Annotated in this window: 18 protein-coding genes; 14 read left to right on the top strand and 4 right to left on the bottom strand. The window is 58.8% G+C overall.

The annotated features are described in order from the left end of the window. Position 1 precedes the first annotated feature (1 nt). From ABFT80_RS10685 to ABFT80_RS10670, 4 genes are read left to right on the top strand one after another with little or no spacing between them, the layout of a single operon-like run. Entirely contained in the window at positions 2–1,075 is a 1,074-nt protein-coding gene (locus ABFT80_RS10685) for a hemin-degrading factor (protein ID WP_347971896.1), read from the top strand. Then, positions 1,072–1,965 carry a heme/hemin ABC transporter substrate-binding protein gene (locus ABFT80_RS10680; protein ID WP_347971895.1) on the top strand — a complete coding sequence of 298 codons (894 nt, stop codon included), beginning with the start codon at positions 1,072–1,074 and terminating at the stop codon, positions 1,963–1,965. The genes ABFT80_RS10685 and ABFT80_RS10680 overlap by 4 nt, the downstream gene beginning before the upstream one ends. A 17-nt stretch (positions 1,966–1,982) precedes the next feature. Further along, positions 1,983–3,068, top strand: a complete 1,086-nt coding sequence (locus tag ABFT80_RS10675) for a FecCD family ABC transporter permease (RefSeq protein WP_347972205.1) — start codon at positions 1,983–1,985, stop codon at positions 3,066–3,068. Positions 3,069–3,078: 10 nt separating this feature from the next. Further along, positions 3,079–3,870: a heme ABC transporter ATP-binding protein gene (locus ABFT80_RS10670; protein ID WP_347971894.1), complete on the top strand. Its 792-nt coding sequence runs from the start codon at positions 3,079–3,081 to the stop codon at positions 3,868–3,870. Positions 3,871–3,873: 3 nt separating this feature from the next. Here the strand turns inward: ABFT80_RS10670 and rirA are convergent, their stop codons facing one another. After that, positions 3,874–4,335 carry an iron-responsive transcriptional regulator RirA gene (gene rirA / locus ABFT80_RS10665; RefSeq protein WP_347971893.1) on the bottom strand — a complete coding sequence of 154 codons (462 nt, stop codon included), beginning with the start codon at positions 4,333–4,335 and terminating at the stop codon, positions 3,874–3,876. 272 nt (positions 4,336–4,607) lie between these two features. Between rirA and ABFT80_RS10660 the strand changes: the two genes are divergently transcribed. The 9 genes from ABFT80_RS10660 (at position 4,608) to dusA (ending at position 14,115) form a co-directional block, all read left to right on the top strand. Beyond that, positions 4,608–5,171 carry a GNAT family N-acetyltransferase gene (locus ABFT80_RS10660; protein WP_347971892.1) on the top strand — a complete coding sequence of 188 codons (564 nt, stop codon included), beginning with the start codon at positions 4,608–4,610 and terminating at the stop codon, positions 5,169–5,171. A gap of 87 nt (positions 5,172–5,258) precedes the next feature. Further along, positions 5,259–6,545, top strand: coding sequence for a DUF445 domain-containing protein (locus ABFT80_RS10655; protein WP_347971891.1), 1,287 nt, complete (start codon positions 5,259–5,261; stop codon positions 6,543–6,545). 50 nt (positions 6,546–6,595) lie between these two features. Further along, a complete protein-coding gene (locus tag ABFT80_RS10650; protein ID WP_347971890.1) occupies positions 6,596–7,027 on the top strand; it encodes a phasin family protein in 432 nt (143 codons plus the stop codon). A gap of 3 nt (positions 7,028–7,030) precedes the next feature. Then, positions 7,031–8,314 carry an alpha-hydroxy-acid oxidizing protein gene (locus ABFT80_RS10645; RefSeq protein WP_347971889.1) on the top strand — a complete coding sequence of 428 codons (1,284 nt, stop codon included), beginning with the start codon at positions 7,031–7,033 and terminating at the stop codon, positions 8,312–8,314. Positions 8,315–8,374: 60 nt separating this feature from the next. Then, on the top strand, positions 8,375–8,866 hold the full coding sequence (locus ABFT80_RS10640; RefSeq protein ID WP_347971888.1) for a MaoC family dehydratase: 492 nt from the start codon (positions 8,375–8,377) through the stop codon (positions 8,864–8,866). A 176-nt stretch (positions 8,867–9,042) separates the two neighbouring features. Beyond that, complete coding sequence (locus ABFT80_RS10635; protein ID WP_347971887.1) at positions 9,043–9,552, top strand: (2Fe-2S)-binding protein; 510 nt, start codon at positions 9,043–9,045, stop codon at positions 9,550–9,552. Between the two features lie 142 nt (positions 9,553–9,694). Further along, on the top strand, positions 9,695–12,046 hold the full coding sequence (locus ABFT80_RS10630; protein WP_347971886.1) for a xanthine dehydrogenase family protein molybdopterin-binding subunit: 2,352 nt from the start codon (positions 9,695–9,697) through the stop codon (positions 12,044–12,046). A gap of 12 nt (positions 12,047–12,058) precedes the next feature. After that, complete coding sequence (locus ABFT80_RS10625) at positions 12,059–12,856, top strand: FAD binding domain-containing protein (RefSeq protein WP_347971885.1); 798 nt, start codon at positions 12,059–12,061, stop codon at positions 12,854–12,856. 266 nt (positions 12,857–13,122) lie between these two features. Then, on the top strand, positions 13,123–14,115 hold the full coding sequence (dusA, locus tag ABFT80_RS10620; RefSeq protein WP_347971884.1) for a tRNA dihydrouridine(20/20a) synthase DusA: 993 nt from the start codon (positions 13,123–13,125) through the stop codon (positions 14,113–14,115). Here the strand turns inward: dusA and ABFT80_RS10615 are convergent. Continuing rightward, the gene (locus ABFT80_RS10615; RefSeq protein WP_347971883.1) at positions 14,112–14,816 is read right to left on the bottom strand and encodes a TIGR02281 family clan AA aspartic protease; all 705 of its coding nucleotides are present in this window, start codon (positions 14,814–14,816) and stop codon (positions 14,112–14,114) included. The two genes, dusA and ABFT80_RS10615, sit on opposite strands and share 4 nt — an antisense overlap. A gap of 16 nt (positions 14,817–14,832) precedes the next feature. Continuing rightward, entirely contained in the window at positions 14,833–15,066 is a 234-nt protein-coding gene (locus ABFT80_RS10610; RefSeq protein WP_347971882.1) for a DUF1289 domain-containing protein, read from the bottom strand. 156 nt (positions 15,067–15,222) lie between these two features. Here ABFT80_RS10610 and ABFT80_RS10605 point away from each other — a divergent pair, with 156 nt between their 5' ends. Next, positions 15,223–16,218 (top strand): nicotinate-nucleotide--dimethylbenzimidazole phosphoribosyltransferase, encoded by a 996-nt coding sequence (locus tag ABFT80_RS10605; RefSeq protein WP_347971881.1) that lies wholly within the window; start codon positions 15,223–15,225, stop codon positions 16,216–16,218. Here ABFT80_RS10605 and ABFT80_RS10600 read toward each other — a convergent pair whose 3' ends face one another. Further along, entirely contained in the window at positions 16,219–17,736 is a 1,518-nt protein-coding gene (locus ABFT80_RS10600) for a sensor histidine kinase (protein ID WP_347971880.1), read from the bottom strand. Positions 17,737–17,827: the final 91 nt, after the last annotated feature.

The raw sequence follows: 17,827 nt of genomic DNA, 5'->3' as shown, positions 1-17,827 counted from the left end.
TATGGACGCGCGAGTTAAGCCAAGCCCGGCGGAAATCCGTCGAGCACGGATCGACAATCCAAAAACGCGCGAGCGTGATCTCGCCGCGCAACTCGGTATTTCAGAAGCCGATCTGGTGGCGGCGCATTGCGGGGAGGGCGTTTTGCGCATCGAACCGCGCGTCAACGATTTGCTCGTCGGTCTGGAAGCAGTCGGCGAAGTCATGGCGTTGACCCGCAATGAAAGCGCGGTTCACGAAAAAATCGGCGTCTACGACAAGGTCGTGACCGGCAAGCACAATGCGTTGGTGCTTGGCGAGCAGATCGATCTGCGCATATTCCCGAAAGCGTGGGTGCATGGTTTCGCTGTCGAAAAGCGCGACGGAAACGACATTCGCCACAGCCTGCAGTTCTTCGATGCGAAGGGCGAGGCGGTTCATAAGGTGCATCTGCGCCCGTCTTCCAACCTTTACGCCTATCAGAAGCTGGTCGGAACATTGGCCATCGCAAATCAGGAGCAGGTGGTCGATTTCGCACCGGCTCCCGCCGAGGCTGCGAAACCCTCGCGTCCCGTTGCCGATGCGCTGGAACTGCGCGAGCGCTGGAGCAAGCTCACCGACACGCATGAGTTTTTCGGCATGCTTCGCGATCTCAACCTCGACCGCCGTCAGGCGGTAAGGCTGATCGGCGAGGATTACGCCTGGAAGCTCGATGGCGACGCGCTGACGGCGCTGTTCAATCTGGCAGCCGATGGCGATCTGCCGATCATGTGCTTTGTCGGCAATCAGGGCTGCATCCAGATACATTCCGGGCCGATCAAGAGCATCAAGCCGATGGGGCCATGGATCAATGTGCTCGACGAGACTTTCCATCTGCATCTGCGGCTCGATCACGTTCAGGAATTCTGGGCGGTTCGCAAACCGACCAAGGACGGCCATGTCACCTCGCTCGAAGCCTACGGTGCCGATGGCGAGATGATCATACAGTTCTTCGGAAAGCGTCATGAAGGTGAGGCGGAGCGCGAGGATTGGCGCTTTCTGGTCGAGCATCTGCCGCGCGTGCCGCATAGCGATCTGGTGTCGAAGGTCAGCCAATGAGTTTTCCGAGCAAACGAATCCGCACCGCAATTTTCGCGGGCGTCGCTTCCTGTCTGGCATTTGCCGGCGCCCATGCGGAAGAGACGACCGGCGTCTTCAAGGATTCGTCGCGCATCGTGGCCGTCGGCGGGGCGATCACGGAAATCGTCTATGCGCTGGGCGAGCAGGACCATCTGGTCGCTCGCGATTCGACTGGCCTCTATCCGCCGGAAGCGGCAAAACTTCCCGATGTCGGATATATGCGCGCGCTTTCGCCTGAAGGCGTGCTTTCGGTAAACCCGACGGGCATTCTTGCGCTGAATACGAGCGGGCCGAAGGAAACCATCGACGTTTTGAAAAAGGCCAGCGTGCCTTACATCGAAGTGCCGGAAACCTTCGATCATGAGGGCGTGGTCGAGAAAATCCGTATCGTCGGCACGGCGCTCGGTGCTGACGATAAAGCGGAAAAGCTTGTCGCTGCCGTCGAAACCAAGCTGGAAGCTGCCGAAAAACTCACATCCGGCATCAATGAGCGCAAGCGCGTCCTGTTCATTCTCAGCGTACAGGACGGCAAGATCATGGGTTCGGGCACCGGCACTGCCGCAAACGGCATCATCCAGCTTGCGGGCGGCGTAAATGCGATTGAAGGCTTTCCCGGCTACAAGCAATTGAGCGACGAAGCGATCCTTACTGCCGCGCCCGATGTCATCCTGATGATGAACCGTGGCGGCGACCATGCTGCGGCAAGCTCAGAAATCCTTTCGCTGCCAGCCTTGGCCTCAACACCAGCCGGAAAGGCCGGAAAGCTGGTGCGCATGGATGGCGGGTATCTGCTCGGTTTCGGCCCGCGTACAGCCGATGCGGTTCACGATCTGGCCGTTGCGCTCTACGGTGACGAGCTCAAGGACTGAAAGTGGCAGACGAAGCAATGGCCGGCATGTTCGGCAGAGCGCGCAGACCGGCGGTCGAGGGCGACCGCTCGGCGCGCGCGAAACTCACCATCATCCTTCTTTGCGCAGCACTCGCCGTGACTGTGTTCATCAGTCTCGCGTCCGGCGCATCGGATGCGTCCTTGTCTCTGGTGCTTCGTGACTGGATTTTCGGATCGGATGTCGACGTGCTTTCGGTTCGCGACAAGATCATCATCTACGACATAAGGCTGCCCCGCGTGGTGCTTGGCGTGCTTATTGGCGCATCGCTGGCGGTTTCGGGGGCGGTCATGCAGGGGCTGTTTCGCAACCCGCTGGCAGACCCTGGTCTGGTCGGTGTTTCCGCCGGTGCGGGCCTCGGCGCAATCGTCGTCATCGTGCTGGGCGGCACGGTGCTTGGCCCGGTTCTGGCAATTTTCGGGATTTATACGCTGCCATTCGCAGCCTTCGGCGGCGGGCTCGTCACGACGCTTATTCTCTATCGCGTCGCGACCAGACGCGGCCAGACATCCATCGCAACGATGCTGCTGGCCGGTATTGCGCTAGGCGCTATGGCGGGCGCGTTTTCCGGCATCCTTGTCTATCTGGCGGATGACCGGCAATTGCGCGACCTGACATTCTGGGGGCTCGGCTCTCTCGCCGGCGCAACATGGCTGAAGATCGCGGCGTCCGGCCCTATCATCGTCATTGCGCTACTGGCTGCACCTTTTCTCGCAAGAGGGCTGAATGCGCTGGCGCTCGGTGAGGCTGCGGCCCACCATCTCGGCGTTCCGGTCCAGCGTTTCAAGAATGTTGCAATTGTAACTGTTGCGGCTGCAACTGGCGCATCCGTTGCCGTCAGCGGCGGTATCGGCTTTGTCGGCATCGTCGTGCCGCATCTTCTGCGGTTGCTGATCGGGCCGGATAATCGCTATCTTCTGCCTGCGTCAGCACTTCTTGGTGCTTGCCTTCTGCTTCTGGCGGATGCGGTCAGCCGAACGATCGTTGCCCCTGCCGAATTGCCTATAGGCATCATCACGGCAGCCGTCGGCGGTCCATTCTTCCTCTGGATTCTGCTGCGCAAACGCGGCCTTTTGGACCTTTGAGGCGGGAAAAATGATCGAAGCACTCGATATATCCGTCTCAATCGGCAAAAAACGCATCGTCAGCGAGGTGGATTTCGCAGTTCGGCCGGGGAAATTCGCGGCAATCGTCGGCCCGAACGGGTCGGGCAAGACGACATTCCTGCGCGCGCTTTCGGGCGACCTTCCTTATGAGGGGTATATTTCGCTGAACGGGCAGGACATGGCTTCGATGAAGCCGTGGCAGTCCGCTACCTGCCGGGCGGTGTTGCCGCAATCGACGGCTTTGTCGTTTCCCTTCACCGTACGCGAAATCGTCAAGCTTGGGCTCATGCATGGCCGTTCCGGCGTTTTGCCGGGACAGGAAGCCGGCCTGCCCGATCTGGCGCTTCAGCGTGTCGATCTCGAAGGGTTCGCCGGGCGATTCTATCAGGAGCTTTCGGGCGGCGAGCAGCAGCGCGTTCAGCTTGCGCGGGTTCTCTGTCAGGTATGGTCGCCGGTTCTTGAAGGCCAGCCGCGTTATCTGTTTCTGGACGAGCCGGTTTCCAGCCTCGACATCAAGCACCAGCTTATCATTATGGAAATCGCGCGCGATTTTGCGCGTAGCGGCGGCGGCGTGGTGGCGATTCTTCATGATCTGAACCTGACCGCGATGTTCGCCGACGAGATTTTCGTCATGCACAAGGGGCGGCTGGCCGCATCAGGCACGCCGCAAGACGTGCTGACCGACGCGCTGATCGAGAATGTTTTCGAGTGCCGCTTGAGGGTAGGGCAGATGCCTACGGACAATATGCCGTTCGTGTTGCCACAAACGGCATTGAATTAGGACCTACGCCGCGGGTGCGCGGCGTTCTTCGAAATTTATGCCCAGAAGCGAGCCGATATCCGCGCGTTCCTTGACCAGATCGGCGATGGAATGGCTTGCGAGAACCGCGAAAAACGCATTCAGGGCTTCGCGAAGTGCCGAATTCAGCGCGCAGCTATCGACCAGCGGGCATTCGGTGGCGTCGTTTTCGAAGCACTCTGCCATTGCAAAGTTTTCTTCAGTCACACGCACGACATCGAAAAGGGTGATCGTGCTTGCAGCGCGTCCAAGCCGGACACCGCCATTGCGGCCGCGAACGGTTTCAACGAGGCCGTGCTCGACCAATGGCTGAAGGATCTTGAACAAAAACAATTCGGACACCGTGTAGGCGGCGGCGATTTCAGGAACGCGGCTCAGCCGGCCGTCATTGACGGCGCAGTACATGAGTATCCGCATTGCGTAGTTTGTCTGGCGCGTCAGGCGCATGGTCATTCCTCTGCGATACGCTCTGGATGGAGCACCGAAATATTCCGAAAACCGGCGACCACTTTTCGGCCCGATGCTCTAATCGACCAAATATGGCCTATAGATTAGAATTATTCCAGAAAAATTCCAAAAATGTGACTGCAATCATCACCTTTTATTGAATGGGATGCAAATTCTGCAGATTAGCCATGCGATCCGCGCGCTTGTAAAACATGTTGCGGCGCACAATATAGGGCGCATCGACGTTCTGGGAGGATACCGAGGAGTGCAACATGCACCATCCGCCCTATCACGAAACAGGCATTATACGGCAGCTTCGTCCGTCCGATCTGCCGCGATTCCGGGATCATCTCCTGCGACTCGACGCTGAAAGCAGGCGTGACCGTTTCAACGCGGTAAGCAAGGACGATTTTCTGAAACAGTACGCCGAACGCTGCTTTTCGCAAGGCGCGACCGTTATCGGTTTCGAGCGCGACGGAAAGCTGCTTGGTGCTGCCGAACTGCACGAACAGCCGCATGAAATCGAGCCAACCGCTGAAATCGCCTTCAGCGTCGAGCGCGAGATGCAGAATCGCGGTCTTGGCGGCAAGCTGTTCGAACGGCTGATCGGAACCGCACTTGGCTTCGGCTATACGAAGCTGCATGTCACCACGCACTCGAACAACCGGGCCATGAAAAGCCTGGCGCGCCGCTTCAAGGCTTCGCTGACATTCGGTGCCGAGGAAACGGTGGGTGTGATCGATCTGAGAGCAGCGCTCGAAGGCTATGCTCCATTCAGTCTCGTTGCTTCCGATCTGGCAAGCGGCATCGCCAAGGTGCCGCAGACCAGCAATTGAAAAATGCCTGCAACGGCTTAAGTCTCCATAGAGCCCGCTTCAGGCGGGCTTTTTGTTGCGATAAGACCGCATGAGACAGGATCGCCGATGTCATCTGCTGAAAGCAAAGTAACCGTGCTTGGCGACGATGAAGCCAAACGAAATGCTTTGCGGCGGACAAAATTCGTGGCCACCGCATCTTTGGTCCTTTGCCTTGCAGTGTTCCTGACCGCAAAAAGTCTGGAAGGCCGTTGGCCGTGGCTCGGTTTCGTCGCAGCCTTTGCCGAGGCGGCGACCATTGGCGGGTTGGCCGATTGGTACGCGGTGGTCGCGCTGTTCAAGCGTCCGCTCGGGCTTCCCATCCCGCATACGGCGATCATTCCTTCGAATCAGAACCGCATTGCCGACAATCTCGGCCGTTTCATCGAAACGAACTTTCTGGCTGCTGGTCCGGTCCGTGAGAAGTTGAAGGAAGTCGATTTCGCTGCATTGGTGGCGGATTGGCTTTCCGATCAGCATCGGGCAGCCGGATTGTCGCGTTTCATCGGAAAGCTTGCACCCCGCATGCTTTCCGCAATCGAGAATTCGGGTCTGCGCGGCTTTGTCGGCGAGCGACTGGTCGAACAGGTCGAAAAAGTGAAGGTAGCGCCGCTGGCCGCCGAAATTCTGTCCGCCTTCACCGACGACCGCCAGCATCAGAAGCTTTTCGACGAATTCATGCGGGTTGTCGGAAATCTTCTCAAGGACGAAGATTCGCTGGCGGCGATTCGCGGAAAAATCCACGACGAACTGCCTTCCGTGTTCAATCTGTTTCGGGCTGACGCCTATCTGCTCAAAAAGGTCGTATCTTCCGCGGGCACTTTGCTTGATGAGGTGAGGGCCGACAAAAACCATCCGATTCGCGGCGAATTCGATAAATTCGTGCATCATTTCATCGACGATCTGCGCAATTCGCCTGCCTATGCGCGCCGTGCCGAAACGATAAAGCGCAATTTCCTGAAAAGGCCGGAATTGGCCAATCTCGGCCAAAGCGCATGGGATGGCATCCGGCAGTTCATCGAAGCCGATCTTGCGTCGCCGAAATCAAAGATTTCCGAACATCTCGCGACGATGTTCGTGGAGGTCGGACGCCAGCTTGCCGCCGATCCGCGCGTGCGCGCCGATATGAACCAGGGATTTGTTGTCGCGCTCTCGGCCTTCGTGGAAAACCAGAAGAGCGGCGTTTCCTCGTTTATTGCCGATCAGGTCAAACGCTGGGATCTCGGCCAGCTCACCCGCCTCATCGAAACGAATATAGGCAGGGATCTGCAGTATATCCGTTTCAACGGCATGATGATCGGTGGCATTGCCGGTCTGGTGCTTTATTGCTCGGAACTCCTGCTTTTTCGTAATTGACCCGAAGGGCCAGCGCACTAGTCTCTTCAAGGTCAAGGAGGAGACAGAATATGGCGAAAAAGCCCGACGCGGACCCGTTCACAAGCCTGTTCACCAAGTTCGGCAAGGATTTGAAGATGCCGGGCATGGATGTGCAGGCAATCCTCGACCATCACCGGAAAAACTTCGAAGCCCTGCAGAAATCCGCTACCGCTTCAGCTTCGGGTGCACAGTCGATCATGGCAAAGCAGCGCGACATGCTGCAGGAAACCATGCGGGAGATTACCGCCATGGCTGAAAATCTAAGGTCTGCCGGATCGCCGCAGGAAGCGATGAACAGGCAGGTGGATTTCGCGCGGCGCTCTTTCGAACGGGCGGTTGAGAACACAAGCGAAGTCGGTGAAATTGCCAAGAAGTCCGGCACCGAATCCGTCGAGGTTTTGCGCGAGCGCATAAAGGACATGATGCAGGAAATACGCGCTTCCTACGAAGCGCAGAAGTAATTCATGGCGGATCGTGCAGGGAACGCATCGCCCGGCAGGCTGCGGCAAACGGAAATCTATGTGACAGGCGCCGGCGGGAAGCGGCCCGCCGTGCCGGTGTCAGTGGAAGCGCTGGAGCGCAAGGCCGTGCGCCTGATGAGCGTCCAGGCCGCCGCCTATATCGCTGGCGGCGCTGGCTCGGAAGCCACAATGCGCGCAAACCGTGCGGCTTTCGACAGTCACCGCATCGTTCCGCGCGTTCTGCAAAGCGTCGAGAAGCGCGATCTTTCCATCTCGCTTTTCGGGCGCACGCATAAGGCGCCCCTTCTTCTGGCGCCGGTTGGTGTTCTGGAAATGGTTCATCGCGATGCCGACCTTGCTGTTGCGCGTGCGGCAAATGCGGAGGGCATCGGCTACATCTTCTCCAATCAGGCTTCCGTTCGGATGGAAGATTGCGCGCAGGCGATGCGTGAAGCGCCGCGCTGGTTCCAGCTTTACTGGAGCAGCGACGACGCCTTCGTACAATCGCTCGTGAGCCGCGCCGAAAAAACTGGCTGCGAGGCGATCGTCGTGACGCTCGATACGACGCTGCTTGGCTGGCGGCCGCGCGATCTCGATTGTGCCTATCTGCCGTTTCTGCGCGGTTTGGGCTTGGCGCAATATCTGAGCGATCCGGTGTTTCGCAAAAGCATTCCGGAAAGCCCGCCCGAGACGGGCTTTCGCCCCAGCGGTCTGGCATTGCCTGCGACCATTCTCAGCCTGATGCGCAAGGGGCGTCAATTCGGCCTGTCGCTGAATCAGATGCGCGCAGCGGTTGCCCATTTCACCGCGACCTATTCGCGGCCCGATCTGAACTGGACGGACATTGAGCGGCTTCGAACGATGACCAAGCTGCCGATACTGCTGAAAGGTATAAGGCACCCGGACGATGCGAAGCTGGCGCATTCGCACGGCGTCGATGGCATCGTCGTTTCAAACCATGGCGGACGTCAGGTGGATGGAGAGGCAGCCACGCTCGACATGCTGCCGTCGATCGTTGCTGCGGCGGGCGACATGCCGGTGCTGCTGGATTCGGGAGTTCGTGGCGGCAGCGATGTTTTCAAGGCGCTGGCGCTCGGTGCGAAAGCGGTGCTGATCGGACGGCCTTACGTTTATGGGCTGACGATTGCGGGAGAGGCAGGCGTTCGCGAGGTCATCCGCAACATCGTGGCTGAATTCGATCTGACATTGGCGCTTGCGGGGCTGGGTCGCTCTACCGAAATCGGCCAAGGTTGCCTCATGGCGCAAGACCGGGTTAGACCATTGTAACCGGGGTGAATATTTCGTGATCCGTTTCCCCGTATTCCATTATTTTCGGAGATCATGCGCATGGCCGATCCGGGTCTTACATTCGAAGGGCTAAAAGCCAAGGTCGGGCAGGAACTTGGTGTGTCTCGCTGGCTGACTGTCGATCAGGAGCGCATCGACCGGTTTGCCGAATGCACCGAAGATCACCAGTGGATTCACGTCGACATCGAGCGGACGAAGAAGGAAAGCCCGTTCAGGGCGCCGATCGCACATGGTTGTCTCACGCTGTCGCTGGTTCCGGCGCTGGCGCTTGAACTCGATGTTTTGCCGGAGAACACCAAGGCGGCATTCAACTACGGGCTGGACCGTGTGCGCTTCGTAACACCGGTCATAGTCGGCGCACGGGTGAGGTTGCGTGCTACGCTTACCGAACTCGATGAGGTCGGCCCCGGCCAGTATATGATGAAGGCCTCCAACACGATCGAGATCGAGGGCGTGGAAAAACCGGCGCTCGTCGCCGACACGCTCATCATGATCTACGAAGACCGAAAGAAGCGATGCAAGGAAGCCTGACCGCGTTCGTGGCGAGCGGCATTCGGCCTGTCGCAACATGGCCTTTCGGATGATCCAACCAAAAGGACACTATACACCGGCAAAACTCGACGGCATTATCCCGGTGGTCGCGTTCGGAATGGTCGCTTCGATATTGACCGATGACCCGGACGGCCTGACGCGAAAAGGGAGGTTTCATGTCGGACGTATCGCTTGTCGTGAATGGACGCAAAGTCAGTGGCTCGGTCGAGGACCGCACGCTGCTGGTGCAATTTCTACGAGAAAATCTCGGACTTACCGGTACGCATGTCGGCTGCGACACGTCCCAGTGCGGGGCTTGCGTCGTTCATGTGAACGGACAGGCGGTAAAATCCTGCACCATGCTGGCCGTGCAAGCGTCCGGCTCGACGGTCGTCACGATCGAAGGTCTGGCCAATGGCACCGATCTGCATCCGGTGCAGGCGGCATTCAAGGAACATCACGGTCTACAATGCGGCTTCTGTACGCCAGGCATGATCATGGCGGCGACCGATATCATCAACCGCCACCCGGAAGGGCTGGATGAAAAGACGGTTCGCGCCGAGCTCGACGGAAACATCTGCCGCTGCACCGGCTATCACAACATCGTGAAAGCCGTTCTTGCTGCGTCCAAGACGATGTCGAAGAGCAAGGGCAAAATTGCTGGCAAGACGAAGAAGGCCGCGTGAGAAGAGAGCGAATAGGGAGTAGCGAATAGCGAATAGGGGGTTCGTATTCGCCGCTGCTCTGGTCGGTTTTTTCTATTCGCTATTCGCTATTCGCTATTCGCTAAAACTTTCGCTTCTGGAAATTCGTGGAGGAGTTTCTGCAATGGGCATTGAAGGCATCGGCGCAAGTGTAGTGCGCAAGGAAGACAAAAGATTCATCACCGGCGCCGGACGCTATGTCGACGACATGGTCGTGCCGGGTATGAAACACGCTTTTTTCGTGCGCTCGCCCTATGCCCACGCAGACATCAAGAAGATCGACGTGAAGGCCGCACTTGCGATGCCGGGCGTCATCGATGTTCTGAGCGGCAAGCAGTTGAAGGCTGACGGCATCGGCAATTTGATCTGCGGATGGATGGTCCATTCCAAGGACGGCTCACCGATGAAGATGGGCGCATGGTCGCCGCTGGCGGTGGACCGGGTGCGCTATGTGGGCGATGCGGTGGCAATCGTCGTGGCCGATACGAAAGGCCAGGCGCGCGACGCCGCCGAGGCTGTCGAGATCACCTATAAGGAGCGCAAGGCCGTCACCAGCGCCGTCGATGCGGTGAAAAAGGGCGCGCCGCAGATTCATCCCGAAGCCGACAACAATCTGATTTTCGACTGGGACCTGGGCGACGAAGCCGCAACCGACAAGGCTTTCTCGAAAGCCGCCCATGTCGTGAAGCTCGACATTGTGAACAACCGGCTGGTTCCCAACGCGATGGAGCCACGCGCCGCACTTGGCCATTACGACAAGGCCGAGGACCATTACACCTGCTGGACCACCAGCCAGAACCCGCATGTCGCGCGTCTGGTGATGAGCGCGTTCTACAATGTCGCGCCGGAAAACAAGCTGCGTGTCATTGCGCCAGATGTCGGCGGCGGCTTCGGCTCAAAAATCTACATCTACCCGGAAGAGATCGTCTGCCTGTGGGCGTCGAAGAAGACCGGCGTGCCGGTCAAATGGGTCGGCGATCGCACGGAAAGCTTCCTGACGGATGCGCATGGCCGTGATCACGATACGCATGCGGAAATGGCTTTCGACAAGAACCACAAGATCATCGGCCTCAAGGTTCAGACCAAGGCCAATCTCGGCGCATATATGTCGCTGTTTTCATCCGCGACGCCGACCTATCTCTATGCCACGCTGCTTTCCGGGCAGTATGACATTCCAGCCATCCACGCCAATGTGAAGGCGATCTATACCAATACTGCGCCGGTCGACGCATATCGCGGTGCAGGACGGCCGGAAGCGACCTTCGTGATGGAGCGCCTGATGGAGACGGCGGCGCGCGAATTCGGCGTTTCGCCTGCCGAACTCCGGCGCAAGAATTTCATCAAATCCTTCCCGCATCAGACACCGGTCATCATGTGCTACGACGCGGGCGATTTTGCGGTGTCGCTCGATGCAGCGCTTAAAGCCTCCGACTATGCAGGCTTTGAAAAGCGTCGAACCAAGGCGAAGAAAGCCGGCAAGCTGCGCGGCATCGGCATGAGCTGTTACATCGAAGCGTGCGGCATCGCACCGTCCGCTGCTGTTGGCTCGCTGGGCGCAGGCGTCGGCCTTTGGGAATCTGCCGAGGTGCGGGTCAATGCAGTCGGCACGATCGAAGTTCTGACCGGTTCGCACAGCCACGGGCAGGGCCACGAAACCACGTTCGCCCAGCTTGTCTCGGGCCGTTTCGGTCTGCCGATGGAGCAGATTTCCATCATTCATGGCGATACCGACAAGGTGCAGATGGGCATGGGAACCTACGGATCGCGCTCCGGTGCGGTCGGCATGAGCGCCATCGTGAAGGCGCTCGACAAGGTCGAGGCCAAGGCGAAAAAAATCGCCGCGCATGTTCTCGAAGCCGACGAAAAAGATATCGTCATCGAAAACGGCACGCTGAAAGTCGCGGGCACCGATAAGACAGTTCCGTGGTTCCAGATGGCGCTGGCCGCCTACACTGCGCACAATCTTCCGGCGGGAATGGAGCCGGGTCTGAAGGAAGGCGCATTCTACGATCCTGCCAACTTCACCTTCCCCGCAGGCTGCTACATCTGCGAGGTCGAGGTCGATCCGGAAACCGGCCACACCAGCATCGTGCAATTCGTTGCAGCAGATGATTTCGGCAACATCATCAATCCGATGATCGTCGAGGGGCAGGTGCATGGCGGTGTTGCGCAGGGTATCGGCCAGGCGCTGCTGGAAGGCGCGTTCTACGATCCCGATACGGGGCAGCTTCTGACTGCGAGCTATATGGATTACACCATGCCGCGCGCCGAAGATCTGCCGTCGTTCCAGATATCGACCAGCGTCACGCCGAGCCCATCCAACCCGCTCGGCATCAAGGGCTGCGGCGAGGCAGGTGCGATCGGATCACCGCCCGCCGTCATCAACGCAATCACGGACGCTATCGGAACCAACGAACTGACCATGCCCGCCACGCCGCAAAAGGTGTGGGCGGCGTGCCGGTCGGTCAAGAATTGAAGGAGACGCGATATGTACTCGGTCAATTATCACCGCGCCACATCGGTTGCCGATGCAGTCAAACTGGCGAAGCAGGGTGATGCGAAGTTCCTGTCGGGCGGGATGACGCTCATTCCGGCCATGAAGACGCGGCTCGCAGCCCCTTCCGATCTGGTCGATCTCGGGCACATCAAAGAGCTCAAGGGCGTCAAGATTTCGGGAAAGACGGTCACGATCGGAGCCGGAACCACGCATTATGAGATCGCAAACGACGAGAAACTGAAAAAGGCGTTTCCGGCCTTTGCCTATCTCGCCGGACATATCGGCGATCCGCATGTGCGCTACAAGGGCACGATCGGCGGCTCCGTTGCCAACAACGATCCGGCGGCGGATTACCCGGCAGCACTTCTGGCGCTCGGCGCGACCATCGTGACCAACAAGCGTGAGCTCGCGGCAGAGAAATTCTTCACCGGGCTTTTTGAGACCGCGCTGAAGGACGGCGAAATCGTAACCGGCGTTTCCTTCACCGTCCCTGCAAAATCCGGCTACGACAAATTCCGCAATCCGGCTTCGCGTTACGCCATGACGGGCGTTTTCGTGGTGCAGGGCAAGGATGGCGTGAAAGTCGGTGTGACAGGTGCAGGCGACGATGGCGTGTTCCGCTCGAAGGAAATCGAGGCAGCATTGGCGAAGTCGTTCAATGCCGCTGCACTTGAGGGCGTGACGGTGCCGTCCGGGGCTTTGATGAGCGACATGCACGCCTCGTCGGAGTATCGCGCAAATCTGGTTGTGGTTATGGCGAAGAGGGCAGTGACTGCGGCGAACGGCTGAGGTGTTTGTTGGGTTGTGCGTCCTTCGAGGCTCACTACGTTCGCACCTCAGGATGAGGGATGTCGCGATTGGATATGAGATCACTGGGGCTCGAAATTCGGTTCCAGCCGGCCTTTCTCGCTCTGAATTGGCTTCACCTCCCTCATCCTGAGGTGCGAGTGAAGCGAGCCTCGAAGGACGCACAATCTACCTCGCCCCAAAAGCCAGACTTTGACTTAAAAGGCGGTCATCGCTAAATAACCGCCTTTCAAGCAATTGGCCGAACCGTGAGCGCTTACGAATCAAAATTCGCCGTCGCACCTATGATCGACTGGACTGACCGGCATTGCCGCTTCTTCCATCGGCAGCTAAGCGCGCGCGCTTTGCTCTATACGGAGATGGTGGTTGCGGATGCGATTATTCATGGCCCGCGCGATCGGTTGCTTGGCTTCGACGCCGTTGAACATCCCGTAGCCCTGCAATTAGGCGGCTCGGACCCTGCCAAGCTGGCGGAGGCGGCGCGCATCGGCGCGGGCTTCGGCTATGGCGAAATCAATCTGAATGTCGGCTGTCCGTCGGATCGCGTGCAATCGGGTACGTTCGGCGCCTGCTTGATGAAGATGCCGGATGTTGTCGCCAATTGCGTTGCTGCGATGAAGGAAGTGGTTTCGGTTCCTGTGACGGTGAAATGCCGCATCGGCGTGGACGAGCAGGACACGCAGATCGCGCTCGATACGCTGTCCCAAGCCGTGTTTTCGGCTGGTGCCGATGCGCTGTGGGTTCATGCGCGCAAGGCATGGCTGCAAGGGCTGAGCCCGAAGGAAAACCGCGATATTCCGCCTCTGGATTACGACCGCGTTTATCGGCTCAAATCCGAAAACCAGAATCGATTCATAGGTATCAATGGCGGCATTCAGACATTGGACGAGGCATCGGCGCATCTTGTCCATGTCGATGGGGTGATGCTCGGACGCGTGGCCTATCAAACGCCCGCAATTCTCGCCGAGGTCGATGCCGCATTCTATGGTGACGAAAAGCGCGATGCCGACTGGAGCGCCTTAATCGACACGATGGCCGACTATGCCGCGCGCCACATTGCGAATGGCGGGCGCCTGCCGCATGTCACGCGGCATATGGTCGGGCTGTTTCACGGATTGCCGGGTGCGCGGCGCTATCGCCAGATTTTGTCCACGGATGCCGCGCGTCCGGGTGCCGGCCCGGAAGTTCTCCGGCAGGCATTCGAGGCAGTCGATCTGTCCGAAGGTAGCCGCGCGGCTTAATCCCTCAATATCATCCGGTCGCCGCGCACGTCGAAGCCCGACAGCGTGCCGATGAAATTCATGCCCAGAAGGCTTTCCTGAAGCATGCCGTCATTGGCAACCAGCAAAGGCACATTCCGGCGCGTGATGTTGCCGACGCTCAGCTCCGTGGCTGTTGCGCGGGCTGCCTGCGCGATGCCATTGGCGGTGGAAATGGGGATGTTGAAATTCAGATCGGCCGGGTCGAAGCCAACGCGTATCGCATCGGCGCGGCTGAGAACCGTGCTGGTCGCGCCCGTATCGACCATCGCGTTGACCTGGGTTCCATTGACGACCATGCGCGTGCCGAAATGGCCGTTGGACAGTTTTTCGAGCGTAACGGTGGTGCGGCCATCGCTGTCCGTCAGCGATAGCGGGCTGCCAGGCACAAGGCCGACCGTGACGCGGCTCGCGACGTCCTGCAACTCGTAGCGGTACTGATAGCCAGCGACCAGCACCAGAATAATAAGCGCCCAGAATGCCAGATTGCGCGCGACATCACCGAAGCGGTGGCCTGAGCCCAATATGCCTGCCGCCACGACCGCGCCGAATATGCCGAGATAGAGCGTGCGCCCGAACATATCGTTTTCGATGCCGAATGTTTCGCCGCTGTCATTGTTCACGAAGAGGAAAATCAGCCCGACGCCCATCACGGCGAGGACGATCCAGTAAAGCCGGCTCATCGATGTGCCCCCGTTCTCAAAGGGCAGTGCCCCGCTCTCGCGCCATGCGCGTTCGCCGCGTTTCGCGGCGTGGCCTGCGTTCCATCGTTTCCAGTCGCGCAGGCAGTTCTGCCATGACGTTGCGGCGCGTTTCCGGCGTCATGCCGATCCAGCCGCCGATCTCTTCTCGCGTGCGCCCGCAACCGAAGCAATAGCCGGTTTTCATGTCCATCGAGCAGACGAGAATGCAGGGCGATTCGATTGCCGTCATGGTCCTTTCCGTTCACCTTTTCCAGATGGGACAAGCTGCGTGGCATTGCAAGCCTAGGCTTGCCCGCCCCACGCGGATTTGATGCCAGCCCATTGTGCCATGAGCCTATCGCGTTTATGCCGCTGCGAAACGACCTTTGCGGCAGGCTTTAACGACATGATGAATATGCTTCCCTTCGATGATTTCAGAAATCTTCTGAACCAGCTTCCGGATGGCGACGAACAGGCCGACGCACGCGTGCGCACATTGTTCGCGAAGGCGCAGAAACCTGCCCATTCGCTGGGACGCATCGAAAACATTGCAGCCTGGCTTGCGACTTGGAGTGGGCGTGCGCCGCCTGCAATCAACCGTCCGCTGCTGGCGATCTTTGCGGGCAATCACGGCGTCGCCACCTCGCATAAGATTTCGCCGCGCACGCAAAGCGCCACGGCGCAGGAAGTCGAAATGACGGCTGCGGGCGGGGCGGCGATCAACCAGATTTGCCTTGCCTATGATCTCGGCCTGAAAGCCTTCGATCTGGCGCTTCATCTTCCGACGGAAGATATTACGCGCGACGCGGCGCTCGACGAGCGCGGATGCGCGGCAACCATCGCCTTCGGCATGGAAGCGATTGCGGATGGCACAGACCTTTTGTGCATCGGTGATCTCGGCGTTGGAAACTCCACCATCGCGGCGGTGATTTCCGCTGCGCTGTTTGGCGGTACGGGCGCGGATTGGGTCGGTCCCGGTTCCGGCGCAAATGCGCAGATGATTGCCGCTAAAGCCGCAGCCGTCGATGAGGCGCTGGCGTTTCATGCGGGCAATCTGAAAGACCCGCTGGAAGTGCTGCGGCGCGTCGGCGGGCGTGAGTTTGCGGCGATTGCGGGCGCAATCATCGCTGCGCGCATGGAGAAAATTCCGGTCATCATCGACGGTTTCGCGGCAACCGCATCGGCGGCTGTTCTTTATGCGATGAACCCCAGCGCGCTCGACCATTGCCTGTTGGCGCAAGTCTCGCCTGAACCGGGTCATGCCAAGCTCGTCGCGAAACTTGGCCTCAATCCGGTGCTCGATCTCGGCATGAGCCATGCAGAAGGTGTAGGGGCAGGGCTTGCCGCAGGACTTGTGAAAGCTGCGGCCCTTTGCAGCTCAGGTATGGCGAAGGCGGTCTGATTAAGCGTACAGCGCAACCTTATCGACGGGCAGGGCGGGCAATTCTTCCATAACGCGGCTGACCGGGAATATTGCGATCGCCTCGGTGCCTTCGCGAAGCTTCGAATGCAGTTCGAATTCGCCATCGTGCAGCGAAAGCAGGTTCTGGACGATCGGCAGGCCAAGCCCGGTGCCTTGTTCTGCGCTTTTGATGGCGATGGAACCCTGACCGAATGCCGAAAGCACGACCGGGATTTCGTCTTCAGGGATGCCCGGCCCGTTGTCCTTGATCGAAAGATACTGCCCGCCACCCGCAGTCCAGCCGACGCGGACGAGTATTTCGCCGCCGCTTCCTGTGAATTTTATCGCGTTCGACAGCAGATTGAGCGCGATCTGCCGCACCGCGCGCTGATCGGCCAGCAGGCGGGGCAGAACGCTTTCGAAATTCTGGATGATGCGAATGTTCCGGTGCCGGGCCTTCAACTCCATCAGATGGCAGCATTCCTCCACGATCTGCAGAAGGTAGACCGGCTCGTCCTGAAGCTCGTAGCGGCCCGCCTCGATGCGCGACAGGTCGAGTATCTCGTTGATGAGTTCGAGCAGATGCTGGCCGGAATCATGGATGTCGCGCGAATATTCGCGGTATGTCTCGTTGCGGATCGGTCCGAGAACCTCTTTTGACATGACTTCGGAAAAGCCGAGAATGGCATTCAAGGGCGTACGCAATTCGTGGCTCATCGAGGCCAGAAAGCGTGATTTTGCCAGATTTGCCTCTTCGGCGCGCCGTCTTGCCTCGTCCGACATGGATTTGGCCGTTTCGAGTTCGACGATCAGCCCTTCCTTTTCGCTTCTAAACGACAGCAGCATGATGGAGGATTTGTTCAGATGGCTGGCGACATAGGTGAAGAATGGCAGTGAAGCGGCCAGCAATCCCGTCATTATCGCTTCGGTCGAGGTCCATTCGCCGCTGCCGACTATGCCATAGGTCAAAACCGGAATGGCGAAAGTCGCGACCAATGCACCCTGCAATGAGGACGTGATGATCGCGGTCGCCGCAATCGCCATCAGCAACGCCAGGGCCTTTATGATCGGGAATTGCGAAATGCCGCATTGGGTGCATTCCAGAGCGGCGAAATAGGCCCAGCCCAGCCCGCTGATCAGATGCGCGATGAAGAATGCGCGCCGTGTTTTGCCAATGTTGATTTTTCCGGTCGGTGTTTTTTCGATACGCCGCGCGGTCACAAGGAGGGTGGCGTAACAGGCAATCGTCACACAGGCCCAGATCAGCATATGGCCGCCGATGCCGGTGAAAATTGCGGCTATTGCGACCAGAAGCACAAGGAATGGAATGACCGCAGCGCTGCCCAGCATCGCATGCGCGTGCAGCGTGAGCATTTCACGGTCGAATACGACATTGCCGGATTGCTGCGACAAGCGCTCACGCGTTTTGCGCACCGCGCGCGCCACATCGGTATTGCGATGCGGTTTTCTGCGGTCCACAATAATCTTGTCAGTCGTGCTTTCGCCTTGAAACCGCATCCACTAATTCAATTCGAACGTCTAGTCGCAACTTCCTCTCAAGCCTAACCGCCAAACTTTAAGAGATCGTTTGCCATATGAGGAGAAATCC

This window comes from Foliimonas ilicis (genome assembly GCF_039939195.1).
GTDB lineage: Bacteria > Pseudomonadota > Alphaproteobacteria > Rhizobiales > Rhizobiaceae > Foliimonas > Foliimonas ilicis.
Note: the sequence above shows the minus strand (reverse complement) of the source record. Positions and strands in the feature narration are given on the sequence as shown.